Source organism: Lentzea sp. HUAS12 (genome assembly GCF_024125735.1).
Classification (GTDB): Bacteria; Actinomycetota; Actinomycetes; order Mycobacteriales; family Pseudonocardiaceae; genus Lentzea; species Lentzea albida.
Genome location: NZ_CP099738.1, coordinates 8,379,003 through 8,395,204, shown reverse-complemented (window position 1 = coordinate 8,395,204; position 16,202 = coordinate 8,379,003). Strand labels below are relative to the sequence as shown.

Genomic DNA, 16,202 nt, shown 5'->3' with positions numbered 1-16,202 from the left:
GTTGGGCCATCCCGGTGGGGCGGCCCGGTTCCGCGGACCGGGCCGCTCCTGCCGCGGGCATGATCCGCGGGTGACCGACATCGAGCGGCGGCTCGTCGAGGCCGCCCGCACCGGCCAGTGGCTGACCTGCACCGAGCCCGACGACGTGGTGCCCGCCGAGCTGATCAGGGAACTGCTGCTCGGACGTCACGGCGAGCTCGACCCAAGTGGGGTGAGGTTGCGCGGCGCCCGTGTCGACGGCGCCCTCAACCTCACCAGGGTGAAGGCCTCGGTCGGGTTGGCCTTCACCGACTGCACGATCGAGAAGCCGATCACCGCCCTCTACGCGAGCCTGCCGGCCCTGATCTTCAACGGCGGCCGCTGCGCGGGAATCCACGCGGACAGCCTCCACGTCGACACCGTCCTCTTCCTGCGCAGCGGCGTGCGGATCGTCTCCGACAGCGAACCCGGCGCGGTCAGGCTGGTCGGCGCCCACATCGGCGAGGACCTCGACCTCGCCGGCGCGGAGATCACCAACACCGCCGGACCCGCGCTGGAGGCAGGTGGCCTGGAGGTCGACGGGGTCGTGATCCTCCGCGGCGGAACCCGCCTGCGCGGGCACGGCCGCCACGGCGCGATCAACCTCACCGCCGCTCGCATCCGGTCGGACCTCGACCTGTCGGAAGCCGAGATCACCACCACCGCCGGACCCGGCGTCCTGCTCGGGAGCGCGACCGTCAACGGCAGCATCCTGCTCCAGGACGGCGTCCGGATCAGCGCGCACGGCGACGGGCTGGACCTGCGGGGAGCGCACGTCGTGGGCCGGATCGGCCTCGCGCAGGCGAGGATCACCAGCACCTCGGGCGCGGCCCTGAACGGGAACAGCGTCCAGGTCGACGGGCACCTCGTGCTGAGCGACGGCTCCGAACTCAGCGGCCACGGCGAGAGCGGCGCGGTCAGCCTGATCGGCGGCCGCGTGGGCGGGGTGATCTCCGTGGCCGGTACGAAGATCACCAACGCTTCGGGCCCCGCGATCAACGCCGATCGAGCCCGCGTGGGCGACTCCATCGCCATCTCCGACCGGACCCGGCTCGCCGCGGGCGGTGAGGCCTCCGCGTTCAGGATGGTCGGCGCCCACGTCGCTCAGAGGCTCGTGTGCGGGAACTCGGTCGATCTGGAGGCGACATCCGCTTCCCTGCTCGACTTCCGGGACACGACGGTGGGCGGCACGGTGATGGTGCCGCACTCCCGCCTGTGCCCCGGCCGTGCGCGCGGCACGTCCTGCGAGCACAAGAACCTCGTGCACCTCGAACACTTCGGTTACGCGTACCTCGATCCGCGCTGGGACTGGGAGGAGTGGCTGCACGTCGTCCGCTGCCACACCCCCGCCTACCACGCGTCCGGCTACCAGCGGCTGGCCGCGGTCGAGCGAGCGGCGGGCCACGACGGCACGGTCCGCCGAATTCTCATGGCACAGCAGACGGATCTGCGGCGGCGGAGTCCGCAGTCGTTGGGCGGGCGGATGACGCGGTGGTTCCATTGGCTGTGGGGCGCGCTGGCCGGGTACGGGTACCGCGCTCGCCGCACCGCCGCCGCGTTGCTGCTGGTCCTCGTCGTGGCCGGGGCGATCGGCTGGCTGGCCGGGCAGGTCCCCACGCGGCCTGGACATCTCGTCGCGGAAAGGGTCGCCACGGCACCGGTCGGTGCCGGAACTCCCTGTTCGACGGTGGAACTCGTCGGGCTAGGGCTGGATCGCGGGTTGCCGCTGGCCATGACCGGGATGCGGGCCCGGTGCGACCTCGACACGGCGTCGCGGAAGGGGCAGGCGTTCACGGCGGCGATCTGGCTGGTGCAACTCGCGGTGTGGGGGCTCGCGACGCTGGCGCTGGCCGGGTACACGAACCTGGTTCGCAAGCCTGGCTGAAGTCGTGACGCATAAGGTTGTGAGGTGTTCACGGTTTCCGAACGCGACCAGGTGCGTCGTGACCTCGTCAACGCCGCCGACGTCGATCCGCGGGTGGTCGGGGCGGCGCTCACCGGGTCGGTCGCGGTCGGCGAGGAGGACCGCTGGTCCGACATCGACTTCGCGTTGTCGGTCGACCGCGAGCTCGACGCCGTGATCGTCGACTGGACGGCGTTGATGTACGCGTGCGGTGCCGTCGGCCATCTCGACGTGCGGCGCGGGAACGTGTTGTTCCGCGTGTTCCTGATGCGGTCGACGCTGCAGGTCGACGTCGCGTTCTGGCCGTCGGACGAGTTCGGGGCGACCGGGCCCGCGTTCCGGCTGCTGTTCGGGGAGACCAACGAGCTGCCGCAGGCCGGGCAGCCCGACCGCGACGAGCTCATCGGTCTCGCGTGGTTGTACGCGGTGCACGCGCGGTCGTCGATCGCGCGCGGTCGGGTGTGGCAGGCGGTCTACATGATCAACGGGATGCGGGACCACGTGATGTCGTTGTGGTGCCTGCGCGAGGGCGTGAACGCGGTGCAGGGCCGGGGGTTGGACGACCTGTCCGAGACCGGCGCGTTCGCCGGGACGCTGGTCCTGTCCACGCATCCCGACGAGCTGTGGCGAGCGTTCCAGGCGCTGACCGGGCTGCTGCTCGGGGAGATCAGCGAACCGGAACTGCGCGAGGCCGTTCGGGTGCTGTCGCACGGAGCAGCAGGAACGCGGTGATCAGCACGAGCACGGCAGCGGAGCCGTGCACCATGAGCGCGTAGCCCACCGTGCCGCCGTGCGTGATCACGGCCAGGCAGTCGCCGATCGGGATGATCGCGTCCGCCAGCACCACCCAGCCCAACGCCCGGTACTGCTTCATCAGCAGCAGGACCAGCGCCGTCAAGGCGTAGGCGAGATCTCGCACGCCCTTCACGACGTAGTAGCCCGCCGGGTCGGCGATGCCGAAGCCGGCCGCGGCTCCGTCCCCGTTGAGCAGGTAGCTCAAGCCGAAGTAGAAGCCCGCCGCGACGACGAGCCACCCCATGATCGTGGCCAAGCGCATTGCATCCTCCGAAGAAATCTAGCACTGCTAGCGACACGAGCGACGCTAACACTAGGAGCGCTCGCATGTCTAGCAGTGCTAGATTCTGTGGCGTGACGATCCAGAACCGGCGTGAGCGCGAGCGGGCCGAACGCCACCAGCTGATCATCGACACGGCCAGGGACCTGGCCGAGGCGGAGGGCTGGGACGCGGTCACCACGCGCAGGCTCGCCGAGAAGGTCGAGTACAGCCAGCCGGTGCTCTACAGCCACTTCAAGGGCAAGGACGCGATCGTGCGCGCGGTCGCGATCCAGGGTTGCGGCGACCTGGCCCGGCTGTTGCGGAAGGCCCGGCCGTCGCGCGGGCAGTCACGGCTGCGGGCCGCGGCGGAGGCGTACCTGGAGTTCGCGAGAGAGAGGCCAGCGCTCTACGACGCGATGTTCGTGCAGCAGTCCGACATCCCGTGGGGCACGGACGAGGTGCCGCAGGAGTTGCTCGACGCGTTCGGGGAACTGGTCGCCGCGGTCGAACCGGTGAGGGGCGACCGGGACCTGGAGGCGTTGACGGAGGTCTTCTGGAGCTCGCTGCACGGCATCGCGACGCTCATGCAGGGCGGCAGGCTGCGCCCGGCGCACGACGAGACCCGCCTCGACCTGCTGCTAGGTGCGCTCAGCCTCGCACAGGACGAAGACCGGCCCTGAGCCGATCCGCGTCAGCACGACCGTCGCCGACCCGGCCCCGGAGAGCTTGAGGCGCTTGCGCATCGTGTTCGGGTCGACGTCCAGGCCGCGCACGAGGATCTCCAGCCGACCGATACCCCGCGTCTTGAGCAACGACTTGAGCGACTTCTCCGAGTAGTGCCCGTGTTCGAGCACGCGGAACGCGCGGATGCCCGGCGGGGGCTCGGAGCCGCTCAGGTACGCGATGCGTTCGTCGAGCTGCCACAACCCGTGCCGCGCCGCGTAGTGCCGCACCAGGCCGGCGCGCACGACCGCGCCGTCCGGGTCGACGAGCCACGCGCCGGGCGGGGCGACCGGGCAGTCGTCGGGTTCGGCGTCCGTCAGGGTCCACGACGACGAGCCGTGCAGCACGGTGGCCCGGCGCGACACCCCGGGCGTGGCAAGGCCTCGCGTCCACAGGCAGGCCTCGCGGACCGCGCCGTCCAGCGACACGACCTCGATCTCGTCGGCCCACGGCGCGACGGCGAAGTCGATGCCCGGGGCGCACTTCACCGCCAGGTCGACACCCGCGTACACCTCGGCCAGCTCGTCGAGCGGCGGCACGAAGTCCGACGGGTTCCACTTGCGGCGCCCGGCGGAGTCGCGGCGGGCCGGGTCGGCGGTCACCGCGGACGCACGGGAGACCGGCCGCAGCGCGTCGGCCACGACCACGGGCCGGTCCGGAACGTTGTTGCGCGCCATGGCGAGCCGCACCGGGTCGAGGTCCGAGCCGAGGCAGAACGACGCGACCTCGCTCAACGCGAACAGATCAGCGCCGACCGAACACGTCACGTCGTGCACGCTGCGTCCGGCGAACCGCGCCGCCCGGTGCCGGGCGACGGCCGAAGCCGTGGCCTGCTGCAGCGCGTCGTCGGTGAAGAGCCACGACCCGGCGGAGTCCAGTTTGGACACAGCGCGGCGCCGCAGCAGCACGGTCTCCACGACCGGGGCGAACGACGACCCGAGGAGCCTGCGGGCCGTCCCGACGTCACGCAGGCGCGTGGAGTCCGTGAACGGCAACGCGTCCACCTCGGCCAACGCGGCGGTTCCGGCGGCAGAGCGCAGGAACGCCACGTCGGACGTGGTGAACGCGTAACCCACTTACGAGGACTTCTTACCGGTGATCGCCACGTTGTAGAACACCTCGCGCGGCAGCACCTTCGAGAGCACGTTCTGGTCGACCCACGAGAGGTTCTGCCAGGTGCGGTAGGCGAACATCGCCCACCCGAAGCCCAGCTTCTCGCGCGGCACGGCGGCCTCGAACGTGCGCACCGGCCAGCCGAACAGCGCGGCCGAGAGCTCGTCGGTCACCGCGCGGACGCCGACGGCACCGGCACGGCGGGCCGTCGCCTCCAACTGGTCCGGGTCGAACGTGTGCAGGTCGACCACGGCCTCCAGCGCGGCCGCGCGGGAGGACTCGTCGAGCTCCTCCTGCGGGCGGCGCCAGTCGTTCAGCACCGGCACGGCCTTGGTGATGTTGGTGGTGAGCCACCACGTCGCCTGGCCGAGCTTGCGGGCGTAGAAGTTGCCGATGTTCGTCGGGTCGCCCGCGAACACGAACTTGCCGCCGGGCTTCAGCACGCGCAGCACCTCGCGCATCGCCGCCTCGACGTCCGGGATGTGGTGCAGCACCGCGTGACCGACGACGAGGTCGAACGTGTCGTCGTCGTACGGGATGCGCTCGGCGTCGGCGACGCGGCCGTCGACGTCCAGCCCGAGGTGTTCGGCGTTGCGCAGCGCGACCTCGACCATGCCGGGTGACAGGTCGGTGACCGAGCCCTTCTTGATCACGCCGCCCTGCATCAGGTTCAGCAGGAAGAAACCCGTGCCGCAGCCCAGTTCCAGCGCGTGCTCGTACGGTCCGACGTCACCGGCGGCGGCGCGGAAGCGGTCCGTCGCGTAGGTGATGCAGCGGTCGTCGTAGGAGATCGACCACTTCTCGTCGTACGTGCCCGCTTCCCAGTCGTGGTAGAGCACCTGCGCGAGCTTGGTGTCCTTGTAGGCCGCCTCGACCTCTTCGGCCGTCGCGTGCGGGTTGGGTGCCGGATCAGTTGCCACTGAACTTCGCCTTTCCGGGGCCGTTCTCGATGAACGACTCCACGCCCGCCTTCTTGTCCTCCGTCGCGAACAGCGCCGCGAAGAGGTGGCTCTCGAGCTTCAGGCCCGACTCCAGGTCGGTGTCGAGGCCACCGTCGACGGCCGCCTTCGTCGCGGCCAGCGCGAGCACCGGGCCGTTCACGAACTGCTTGGCCCAGCGCACGGCCGCCGCGTACACGTCGTCGGGCGCCACGACCTCGTCGACCATGCCGATCTCGAGCGCCTCCTGGGCGCCGACGAACCGGCCGGTGTAGAGCAGGTCCTTGGTCTTCGACGGGCCGATCAACCGGGCGAGGCGCTGCGTGCCGCCACCGCCGGGGATCAGGCCGAGCAGGATCTCGGGCTGGCCGACCTTCGCGTTGTCGCCGGCGATGCGGCGGTCGCAGCCCAGCGCCACCTCGAACCCGCCGCCGAGCGCGTAGCCGGTGATCGCGGCGACCGTCGGCTTGGGCACCGAGGCCAGCGCGCCGAGGGCGTCCGACAGGCCCTTGGCCCGCAGGGTCATCTCGGCGTGGGAGATCTGCGCGAACTCCTTGACGTCCGCGCCGGCCGCGAAGACCTTCTCACCGCCGTAGACGATGACCGCGTAGACGTCCGCGCGCTCGGAGGCCTCCTTGGCGGCGGCCTGGAGCTCGGTCTGCACCTGCCGGTTCAGGGCGTTCATCGGCGGCCGCTCCAGGCGGATCGTGCCGATCCCGTCCTCGACCTCAAGCCTCACGAACTCAGCCAATGCAGCCCTCCAGATCTCGTCGCGACGACGGTGTCACGTTACCGCCCGGTAGTTGCAGGCTCGCGTCGGTCGTCCAGCCACGCTGAGGTGACCTCGCCGTCGCCTGTGCGGCGCCAGCAGACCAGCGTGTCCCTCAGGCTTTCCTGCGTGCGAAGAAGCGGTCCCCGGACTTCTGCAGCTCCAGGTCCTGCCCGAACGTCTTCGAGAGGTTCTCCTCGGTGAGGGTGTCCTCCAGCAGGCCTTGCGCCACGATCGAACCCTCGCGCAGCAGCAGCGCGTGCGTGAAGCCCGGCGGGATCTCCTCCACGTGGTGCGTGACCAGCACCATCGCGGGCGCGTCGGGGTCCATGGCCAGCTCCGAGAGCTTCGCGACCAGGTCCTCGCGGCCGCCCAGGTCCAACCCGGCCGCGGGCTCGTCGAGCAGCAACATCTCCGGGTCGGTCATCAGGGCGCGGGCGATCAGCGTGCGCTTGCGCTCACCCTCGCTGAGGGTGCCGTAGAGGCGGTCGGCGAGGTGCTCCATGCCGAGGGTGCCGAGCAGTTCGCGGGCACGGTCGGTGTCCTCCTTGCCGTACTCCTCGCGCCACCGGCCGAGCACGGCGTAGCCCGCGGAGACGACCAGGTCGACCACCGTCTCGTCGGGCGGGATGCGGCCGCCGAGCGCGGCGCTGCACAGGCCGATGCGGGGCTTGAGCTCCTGGACGTCGGTCTTGCCCAGGCGTTCACCCAGCAGGTGGACCTTGCCCCTCGTCGGGTGCAGTTCGGCGCTGGAGAGCCGTAGCAGGGTGGTCTTGCCGGCACCGTTCGGGCCCAGCACCACCCAGCGCTCGTCCAGTTCCACGCTCCAGTCGATGTTGCCGACCAGCGTGTTCTTCCCTCGGCGGACCGATACGCCCGCCATGTGCACGACCAGATCTGTCACGTCGACGTCCGCCACGCCCCCATTGTTCCGAACGGCCCCGCACCGACCACTCATCGGGGTGTCCCTCGCGCCGGGCGGCCCCGCTGCGCCGCCGGTGTGAACTCTCGAGTTTTTTGTCGGTCGCGGATGCCAAGATCGGAGGTATGGCTACGCGACCCGAGTCCGAGGTGCTGGCAGGCCGACCGTTCCCGCTGGGGGCACACGCCGAGGCGGGCGGTGTCCGGTTCGCGGTGACGTCCCACGTCGCCGACGCGGTCGAGGTCTGCCTCGTCGACGACGACGGCGCCGAGAAGAGGGTCGAGCTGACCGAACGGACGTTCGGCGTCTGGCACGGGCTGGTGCCGGGCGTCACACCGGGGCAGCGGTACGGGTTCCGGGTGCACGGCCCGTACGACGCGGGGCGCGGGCTGCGGTGCAACCCGGCGAAGCTGCTGGTCGACCCGTACGCGCGGCAGGTCGAGGGCCGGATCACGAACCTGGAGGCGGCGCTCGGGTACGTCGGCGACCCGATGCACGGGCCGCCGTCCGCGGTCGACTCGCTCGGCAGCGTGCCGCTGTCCGTCGTGAGCTCGCCGGGCGGGGCGGACACGGGCGTGAAGCCCGAGGTGCCGTTCGAAGAAGCCGTGATCTACGAGATGCACGTCCGGGGCTTCACGAAGAACCACCCGGAGATCCCGGAGAAGCTGCGGGGCACGTACCTGGGCCTCGCGCACCCGGCGGCGATCGAGCACCTCACGCGGCTGGGCGTCACGAGCGTCGAACTGCTGCCGGTGCAGGCGTTCCAGGACGAGCCGTCGCTGATCGGCAGGGGTGCGGGCAACTACTGGGGCTACTCGCCGCTCGCCTACTGCGCGCCGCACGCGGCCTACGCGAGCGAGCGCGGCAACGAGGTGCAGGAGTTCCGCACGATGGTCGCGGCGCTGCACGCGGCGAACATCGAGGTGCTGATCGACGTCGTCTACAACCACACCTGCGAGGGCGGCCCGGACGGGCCGACGATCTGCTTCCGCGGCTACGACGCGCCGGGCTACTACCTGCACGCGGGCGGCGGCAGCACGGTCGACATCACGGGCTGCGGCAACACGCTCGACGCCGGGTCGCCGCAGGTGGTCAGGCTGGTGACGGACTCGCTGCGGTACTGGGCGGCCGAGATGGGCGTCGACGGGTTCCGGTTCGACCTCGCCTCCACGATGGGCCGGCCGGGCGGCGGGTTCTTCGACCGCGACAGCGCGTTGCTCACGGCCATCACGACGGACCCGGTCCTGTGCCGGGCCAAGCTGATCGCCGAGCCGTGGGACGCGACGGGCGACGGCTACCGGGTCGGCGACTTCGGCGTGCAGTGGGCGGAGTGGAACGGCCGCTACCGCGACACGGTCAGGGACTTCTGGCGCGGCCACACGTCCGTGCGCGATCTCGCGTACCGCCTGTCCGGGTCGAGCGACCTGTACGCGGACGATCTGCGCCGGCCGTGGCAGTCGATCAACTTCATCACCGCGCACGACGGCTTCACGCTGCGGGACCTGGTGTCCTACAACGGAAAGCACAACGAGGAGAACGGAGAGGACAACCGCGACGGCACGAACGACAACCGGTCGTGGAACTGCGGCGCGGAGGGTGAGACGTCCGATCCGGAGGTCCTCGCGCTGCGGGCCAAGCAGGCGCGGAACCTGCTCGCGACGCTGCTGCTGTCGACCGGCACGCCGATGATGACGGCGGGCGACGAGATGTGGCGCACCCAGGGCGGCAACAACAACGCGTACTGCCTCGACAACGAGGTGTCCTGGGTCGACTGGACGACGAGCGACGCGGGCGAGGCGCTGCTCGGGTTCACGCAACGGCTGATCGACCTGCGCGCGTCGTCTCCTGCGCTGCGGCAGCCCGAGTTCTTCGAGGGCCGCACGACGCCCAGCGGCAACCCCGACCTGGTGTGGTTCCGGCCGGACGGGCAGGAGATGGCCGAGACGGACTGGTTCGACGAGGGCCGCCGCACGCTCGGCATGTTCGTCGACGGCTCGAACTGCCTCTCGCGCACGCGTGACGGTGAGCTCGTATCGGACGACTCGTGGCTGATGCTGATGCACGCCGGTGCGGATCCCATCGACGTGACACTGCCGCACGAGCGCTACGGGCCGTCGTACGAGCCGTTCCTGGACACGACGACGGTCGACGGCTCCCCCGCCAACCCCGGTTCGCTCGCCCCGCGCGCGAAGCTCTCGGTCGCCGCCCGCTCGTTGCTGTTGCTCCGCATTCCACGCTAGTGACCTGCGGTCATTTGACTCTGTGTCCGACGTTCTTTCGCTCTGTGGACGCTCTAGCCACGTTCCGAAAATGTCTGGCACCATCTCGGTCGTGGTCGTCTACTGCTGGACCGACCGCACGATCGACCTCGTGCTCGTGGCGTCGTGCGGGTGTAGCCCGACGCGACGCACGCGCTGAGCAAGCGCCCTGCGTCGCGTCTTGATCGCTACCCCGTACCCGGACGCGGCCTTCAGGAGCGAGTGCGTGACCTCGACGTATGCCGAACAAGATCAATTCGACCTCCACCCCGTGCTGGACAGCCGGCTGCTGCGTGACGTGATCCACCCGTCCCGCGACCTGTGGACCCCTCGCGAGCTGCGCGACCTGACGTCGTTCGTGGCGAGCGAGCTGACCACCGGGCTGCTGCGGATCCTCGACTACTCGGAGGAACGCCGCTGGTGGGCGCGGCTCGGGCTGACCGAGGGCGTCGAGCTCTGGCTGCTGTCGTGGCTGCCGGGCCAGCACACCGAGCCGCACGACCACGGCGGTTCGGCCGGGTCGTTCACCGTGCTCACGGGCAAGCTGCAGGAGGACTACCGCTACCCCGCCGGGCCGATCCGCTCCGCCGTCCGCGACACCGGTGACGCGCTCGGCTTCGGGTCCGGGCGGGCGCACCAGGTGCTGAACCCGTTCGACGCCCCGGCCGCGACCGTGCACGCCTACTCGCCGCCGCTCGTGCCAACGCGCGAGTACGTGTCGCTGCTCGACATCCCCGACTCGATCCCGCCGCTGCCCGCGCAGCGCCTGCCGCTGGCGGAACTGCGTCAGCTGGCCGACCTGGAGGGCCCGTGAGCACCCTGGACGCCATCCTCGAAGACGCGCGGTCGCACCTGCAGCGGCTGGAACCGCACGAGCTGCACCAGCTGGAGGACGCGCTGGTCGTGGACATCCGGCCGGCCCACAACCGGCTGGCCGAGGGCGAGATCGAGAACTCCGTCGTGGTCGAGCGGATCGTGCTGGAGTGGCGGCTCGACCCCTCGGGCGAGTGGCGGCTGCCGGGCTTCACCGCCGACACGACCGTGGTCGTGGTGTGCAACGAGGGCTGGGCGTCGTCGCTCGCGGCCAGGGACCTGCAGAAGATCGGGCTGCCGAACGCGACGGACCTCGTCGGCGGGTTCCGCGGCTGGCGCGCCGCCGGACTGCCGATCCGCGAGGGCGGCTCGCAGCCGGTGGTCTGAAGCGGGGAACCGCTCCCACGCCGGTAACGTCTGGTGATCGTGACGATTGTGCGCACGGTCGTGACGGCACTGGTGGTGGCCGGCACGATCGCCTGGACCCTCTCGGAGTTCTACCTCGGCCTGGCCGGAGCGCTGGTCGGCCTGCTCGTGGAGCTGACCGCGGCCCAGGCGGGCCTGGCCCTCGGCGCCGTCCTCTTCGGACTCCGGATCACGCACGTGATCATCGGCATCGGCAGCGAGCTGAAGTCGTGGACGTGGACGCACCAGCGGCTGGTGCTGCGCCGCATCCCGGTGCTCGCCACGGTCGGGATCACCGGGCTGAAGCCGGGGGTGCGCCGGCGGACCGTCCTCACCGGGGCGTTCGCGATCCTGGTCTGCGCGGTGGTCGCGGCTCTGACGTGGCTCGCGATCGGGTCCTCGTTCGGCAAGGGCATGGCGCTCGCCGCCACCGCCTGCTTCCTGCTGCAGCTCGTGCCGAGGGACAGGGCGGGCAACACCAGCCTCGGCTGGTTCGTGTTCACGCTGCCGAAGATGACCGGCCGGCCGCTCGGCGAGCTGGAGGCGCGGCCGGGCGTGATCGCCGGCATGGACGCCTACCAGCGCGGCGACCTCGACGAAGCCGAACGGATCTACGCCGAGCTCGTCCAGGAACACCCCGACCTGCTCACCGTCGTCGGGCTCAAGGTCGTGACGTCGTGTGCGCGCGAGCGGTACCTCGACGCGCTGCAGACCGTCATCGGCCTGAGCAACCGCCCTGACCTGAGCAAACGCGACCTGGCGTTCGTCATGGCTACCACGGCCGGGGTCGCGGTGCTGGCGGTCGAGGCGGGGCAGTTCCCGGCGGAGGCAGGGTTGGAGACCGCGCGCGGCATGTTCGCCAACGCCTACGAGGCCGGATATCCGAAGTCCCGCGCGCACGGGACGCTGGCGATCATGGCGTTGATCGAGGGCGACACCGCGAAGGCCAGGCAGCTCGCGGGGTACTCCGCCGAGTCGAGCGAGAACGCCCAGGGCCGGGCGGACGACCTGGTCACCATCGCGCGGGCGTGGATGGCGGACGGCGACAACGCGAAAGCCCGCGAACTCGTGGCCGAGGCGCACGAGCTCGCGGGCTGGAGTCCGCGGGTGGCGGCGACCCGCGCCCGTCTGCAGATCAGCTGATCCGAGGAAGTCCGGGTGGTCTCACGACCCCTGGGGAACCAGCTGGGCGACGGGAGCCGGAGGACCCACCGGCGGCGTGATCGACGCCGCGCCGCGGGTCAGCCGGCCGAGCGGCGCGGATCAGCCGGGGAAACCGGGGGAATTGTTGCCGTTCCCGCCCGAGTTGCCCGCGCCGACGTTGTTGCCGCCGCCACCGTTGCTGTTGCCGTTACCGCCGTTGTTGTTGTTTCCGACGTTGTTGCCGTTGCCTCCGATGTTGCCCGATCCGGTGACGTTGCCGTTCCCGGGAGTCCACGGGTTGTGCGACAGCGCGGTGATGGAGATGGGACCGACGAGCTGCGTGTCCAGCACGTCCCGGCTCGGGGTCGGAGCGGCGTGCGCGGTCGACGCGAAAAGTCCCATGCCCGCGATAGCGACACCGAGGACGATTGCCTTCTTGATCATCTGCAGTTTTCCGTTCTTCGAGCAGCGGATCGAGCAATTGCAGATTAACCACATCTCCGAGCCGATTTCGAATCTGTCGCTCCATTGTGTGGTTTGGACAAAAGGGCTTGCACTACGACGAATGGGTGACCTCGCAGCTCGCCGACCTTATTCTTGTTCCCGGGGAATACCACGCTCCGCACACACGGAAAGGGCCCGTCACCGAGACCGGTGACGGGCCCTTCCCACCCCGCGATCAGATCAGCCCTTCTCCACCGGCAGCGGCAGTCCGGGCAGCGTGGGCAGGCCTCCTGGAGGCGCCGGCAGCCCGCACTTGCTCAGCAGGTCGGTGACGGTCTTGAGCACCGTGGTCAGCAGGCCGGTGAGCTTGCCGACGTCGGGCAACGCGCCGCTCGCGGCACCCAGGACGGTGCCGCCCAGCCCGGCGACGGACGCGATCAGGTTCAGCACGACGGGCAGGCACTGATCGACCGGGCCCGCGTACTCGGCGGCCTTGGCCGGCAGCGGCACGCCCGGCACGCTCACCGGCGGTGTCGGTAGACAGCCCGCACTCTGCATGGCTGTCACGAGGCCGAGCAGGTCACCGATCAACGGTGTCACCGCACCCACGTTGGGCAGGGGCAGGAGACTGGCGATGGTCTTCTGGAGTTTTCCGGCGAGGTCCGTGACGAGACCGGCGCAGGCGGCTGGGAGTTCTGGCGCGACGGGCGACGCGGTGGCAGCCGGGATGGTGGACGCGGTGAACAGAGCTGCGACGAGCGAGAGTGCGGTAATCGTTTTCTTCACGGCTACCTTCTTCCTCAATGCGCAATTCACTTGGAGCCGCACCGGAAATCGCTCACGAATTCAGGAGCGGTTCATTCCATGTCATGGAGCGTAAGCCCGCACACGTGCCCCTACCAGCGGAGATCACGAATTCACCCACTCGAACAAGTGGTCATTCGTTTGAGGGAAGGGGGTGCAGGGGTATACGCCTGCGCCATGTCACCAGCAGTGAACGGGAAACGAGGAAGACGGACACATCAGGGCATCCAGTTCGCCCTGGGAAGGCGAACCGGATGCCCTGTGTTGATCTGGTGAAACGTCAACTAGCGAGAACGACCCTGCCGAGTTCCGCCGGAGTCGCCAGCAGGCCGTGGCGCGGCAGCACGCGCACGGTGTACCCGAGCGCCCCCGCGTGCGGCAGCGGCACCTCGGCCTCGTAGTTGCCGTTACCCGCGTAGTTCATGGGCGACGACACGACGTCCTTCAGCTCGTCCGAGTCGTGCGACACCTTGCCGAGCACGACCTGGACGTCCACTTCGGACGGTTCCAGCCCGGCCAGCTCGACCCGCGCGCGCACGATGACCGGCGCCCCGAGCACCGGCACCGACGAGCCGCCGAGCACCAGGTCGCTGTCGAGCACCCGCACCCGCGTCCACGACGCGCGCAGCCGGTGCCGGTACGCGGAGAGCTCCTTGGCGCCCCGGTAGCCCTCGCCGACGACGTTCTGCGCGGACGCGGCCGCCGGCGCGTAGTACGTCTCGACGTACTCGCGGACCATGCGCGAGGCCTGCACGACCGGGCCGAGCGAGGCCAGCGTGTGCCGGACCATCGACATCCAGCGGGTGGGCACGCCGTCCTCGCCGCGGTCGTAGAACAGCGGCGCGACCTGCGAGCCGAGCAGGTCGTACAGCGCGTTCGCCTCCAGGTCGTCGCGGCGGACCGGGTCGTTGACGCCGTCCGCGGTCGGGATGGCCCAGCCGTTCGAGCCGTCGTACAGCTCGTCCCACCAGCCGTCGCGAATGGACAGGTTGAGGCCGCCGTTCAACGCCGCCTTCATGCCCGAGGTACCGCACGCCTCAAGGGGACGCATCGGGTTGTTCAGCCACACGTCGCAGCCCCAGTACAGATACCGGGCCATGGACATGTCGTAGTCCGGCAGGAAGACGATCCGGTGCCTCACGCCCGCGTCGTCGGCGTAGCGCACGATCTGCTGGATCAGCGCCTTGCCACCGTCATCGGCGGGGTGCGACTTGCCCGCCACGACGAGCTGCACGGGCCGTTCGGGGTGCAGCAGCAGCGAACGCAGCCGCTCCGGGTCGCGCAGCATGAGCGTGAGGCGCTTGTACGTCGGCACGCGCCGCGCGAAGCCCACGGTCAGCACGTTCGGGTCGAACACGCCGTCGGTCCAGCCCAGCTCCAGCGCCGACGCGCCGCGCTGCAGCCACGACTCGCGCACCCGCCGGCGCACCTCGTCGACGAGGCGGCCGCGCAGCGTCGACCGCAGCTCCCACAGCCCGGCGTCGGTGACCGGCTCGAACGAGCCGATGCCGAACCCGGTGCTGGTCTGGGTGTCCGCTTCGGACGCTCCGAGCAGCTTGCTCATCTCGGTCGCGGCCCACGTCGGCCCGTGCACGCCGTTGGTGACCGACCCGATCGGCACCTCGGTGGCGTCGAAGCCCGGCCAGAGGCCGCGGAACATGTCCCGGCTGACCTCACCGTGCAGTTTGGACACGCCGTTCGCGCGCTGGGCGAGCCGCAGGCCCATGTGCGCCATGTTGAACATGCCGGGGTTGTCCTCGGCGCCCAGCGCGAGGATGCGCTGGGTGTTCACGCCCGGCACCAGGTTCTCGGCGCCGAAGTAGTGCTGGACCAGGTCGACGGGGAACCGGTCGATGCCGGCGGGCACGGGCGTGTGCGTCGTGAACACCGCACCGGCGCGCGAGGCCGTGAGCGCCTGGTCGAAGTCGAGGCCGTCGTTGGTGATGTACTCGCGGATCCGCTCGAGGCCGAGGAACCCGGCGTGGCCCTCGTTGGTGTGGAAGACCTCGGGCTGCGCATGGCCGGTGAGCTCGCAGAACGTCCGCACGGCCCGCACGCCGCCGATGCCCGCGAGGATCTCCTGGCGGATCCGGTGGTTCTGGTCGCCGCCGTAGAGCCGGTCGGTGACACCGCGCAGGTCCTCGTCGTTCTGCTCCACGTCCGAGTCGAGCAGCAGCAGCGGAACCCGCCCGACCTGCGCCTTCCAGATCTTCGCGCGCAGCATCCGGTCTCCCGGCATCGCCACGTGCACGAGCAGCGGCAGCCCGGACGGCTCGGTCAGCAGCTCGAGCGGCAGCCCGCGCGGGTCGAGCGACGGGTAGTGCTCGATCTGCCAGCCGTCGAGCGACAGCGACTGCCGGAAGTACCCGGACCGGTAGAGCAGACCGACCGCGATCAGCGGCACGCCCAGGTCGGACGCCGCCTTGAGGTGGTCGCCCGCGAGGATGCCGAGGCCGCCCGAGTAGTTCGGCAGCGCCTCGTGCACGCCGAACTCCATCGAGAAGTACGCGACGCTCGTGGGCAGCGGCGTGTCCGGCGCACCGTGCTCACGGCGCTGGGTGATCTCGTCCTGCCGGCGCTGGTACCAGCGCGGCCCCTGCACGTACCGCTCCAGGTCACTCGCGAGCGCGTGGAGCTTGAGCAGGAACTGCTCGTCTCTCGCCAGTGTGTCCAGCTTCCCGGCGTCCACGACGGAGAGCAGGCGCAACGGGTCGCCACCGACCTCGGACCAGACGCGGGGGTCGATCGAGGCGAACAGGTCCTGCGTCGGCGGGTGCCACGTCCAGCGCAAGTTGGTGGCGAGCGTGCTCAACGCGGACAAGGGCTCCGGCAGGCTGGCTCGCACGGTGAACCGTCGAAGTGCTCGCATGACGAGCGAACTTACCTGCCACC

General features: G+C 70.3%; 15 protein-coding genes. 7 read left to right on the top strand and 8 right to left on the bottom strand.

All coding sequences use genetic code 11. From position 1 onward, the window contains the following. The first annotated feature begins 70 nt into the window (after positions 1 to 70). Together ND450_RS39335 and ND450_RS39330 are read left to right on the top strand one after the other, a co-directional pair. A complete protein-coding gene (locus tag ND450_RS39335) occupies positions 71 to 1,903 on the top strand; it encodes a hypothetical protein (protein WP_253323160.1) in 1,833 nt (610 codons plus the stop codon). 24 nt (positions 1,904 to 1,927) lie between these two features. Beyond that, entirely contained in the window at positions 1,928 to 2,653 is a 726-nt protein-coding gene (locus tag ND450_RS39330; RefSeq protein ID WP_253323159.1) for a nucleotidyltransferase domain-containing protein, read from the top strand. Here the strand turns inward: ND450_RS39330 and ND450_RS39325 are convergent. Continuing rightward, positions 2,589 to 2,978 carry a DUF4267 domain-containing protein gene (locus ND450_RS39325; protein ID WP_253323158.1) on the bottom strand — a complete coding sequence of 130 codons (390 nt, stop codon included), beginning with the start codon at positions 2,976 to 2,978 and terminating at the stop codon, positions 2,589 to 2,591. The two genes, ND450_RS39330 and ND450_RS39325, sit on opposite strands and share 65 nt — an antisense overlap. A gap of 92 nt (positions 2,979 to 3,070) precedes the next feature. Here ND450_RS39325 and ND450_RS39320 point away from each other — a divergent pair, with 92 nt between their 5' ends. Beyond that, positions 3,071 to 3,658 carry a TetR/AcrR family transcriptional regulator gene (locus ND450_RS39320; protein ID WP_253323157.1) on the top strand — a complete coding sequence of 196 codons (588 nt, stop codon included), beginning with the start codon at positions 3,071 to 3,073 and terminating at the stop codon, positions 3,656 to 3,658. Here the strand turns inward: ND450_RS39320 and ND450_RS39315 are convergent. The 4 genes from ND450_RS39315 to ND450_RS39300 form a co-directional block, all read right to left on the bottom strand. After that, a complete protein-coding gene (locus ND450_RS39315) occupies positions 3,617 to 4,777 on the bottom strand; it encodes a class I SAM-dependent methyltransferase (protein WP_253323156.1) in 1,161 nt (386 codons plus the stop codon). The genes ND450_RS39320 and ND450_RS39315 overlap by 42 nt on opposite strands. Next, a complete protein-coding gene (locus ND450_RS39310) occupies positions 4,778 to 5,734 on the bottom strand; it encodes a class I SAM-dependent methyltransferase (protein ID WP_253323155.1) in 957 nt (318 codons plus the stop codon). It lies immediately after the preceding gene. After that, positions 5,724 to 6,503: an enoyl-CoA hydratase/isomerase family protein gene (locus ND450_RS39305; RefSeq protein WP_253323154.1), complete on the bottom strand. Its 780-nt coding sequence runs from the start codon at positions 6,501 to 6,503 to the stop codon at positions 5,724 to 5,726. Before ND450_RS39305 ends, ND450_RS39310 begins: the two co-directional genes overlap by 11 nt. A gap of 133 nt (positions 6,504 to 6,636) precedes the next feature. Then, positions 6,637 to 7,479 (bottom strand): ABC transporter ATP-binding protein, encoded by an 843-nt coding sequence (locus ND450_RS39300; protein WP_371927536.1) that lies wholly within the window; start codon positions 7,477 to 7,479, stop codon positions 6,637 to 6,639. 89 nt (positions 7,480 to 7,568) lie between these two features. Here ND450_RS39300 and glgX point away from each other — a divergent pair, with 89 nt between their 5' ends. The 4 genes from glgX to ND450_RS39280 all read left to right on the top strand — a co-directional run bounded on the left by glgX (position 7,569) and on the right by ND450_RS39280 (position 12,062). Beyond that, positions 7,569 to 9,683: a glycogen debranching protein GlgX gene (glgX, locus tag ND450_RS39295; protein WP_253323153.1), complete on the top strand. Its 2,115-nt coding sequence runs from the start codon at positions 7,569 to 7,571 to the stop codon at positions 9,681 to 9,683. A 244-nt stretch (positions 9,684 to 9,927) separates the two neighbouring features. Continuing rightward, a complete protein-coding gene (locus ND450_RS39290; protein WP_253323152.1) occupies positions 9,928 to 10,515 on the top strand; it encodes a cysteine dioxygenase family protein in 588 nt (195 codons plus the stop codon). Beyond that, positions 10,512 to 10,901: a rhodanese-like domain-containing protein gene (locus tag ND450_RS39285; RefSeq protein ID WP_253323151.1), complete on the top strand. Its 390-nt coding sequence runs from the start codon at positions 10,512 to 10,514 to the stop codon at positions 10,899 to 10,901. Before ND450_RS39290 ends, ND450_RS39285 begins: the two co-directional genes overlap by 4 nt. A gap of 39 nt (positions 10,902 to 10,940) precedes the next feature. Then, the gene (locus tag ND450_RS39280; protein ID WP_253323150.1) at positions 10,941 to 12,062 is read left to right on the top strand and encodes a hypothetical protein; all 1,122 of its coding nucleotides are present in this window, start codon (positions 10,941 to 10,943) and stop codon (positions 12,060 to 12,062) included. Positions 12,063 to 12,182: 120 nt separating this feature from the next. Here the strand turns inward: ND450_RS39280 and ND450_RS39275 are convergent, their stop codons facing one another. From ND450_RS39275 to glgP, 3 genes are all read right to left on the bottom strand, one after another. Then, positions 12,183 to 12,506 (bottom strand): hypothetical protein, encoded by a 324-nt coding sequence (locus ND450_RS39275; RefSeq protein ID WP_253323149.1) that lies wholly within the window; start codon positions 12,504 to 12,506, stop codon positions 12,183 to 12,185. A 240-nt stretch (positions 12,507 to 12,746) separates the two neighbouring features. Further along, a complete protein-coding gene (locus ND450_RS39270) occupies positions 12,747 to 13,292 on the bottom strand; it encodes a hypothetical protein (protein ID WP_253323148.1) in 546 nt (181 codons plus the stop codon). Positions 13,293 to 13,590: 298 nt separating this feature from the next. Further along, positions 13,591 to 16,179, bottom strand: coding sequence for an alpha-glucan family phosphorylase (gene glgP / locus ND450_RS39265; protein ID WP_253323147.1), 2,589 nt, complete (start codon positions 16,177 to 16,179; stop codon positions 13,591 to 13,593). Between the last annotated feature and the right edge of the window lie 23 nt (positions 16,180 to 16,202).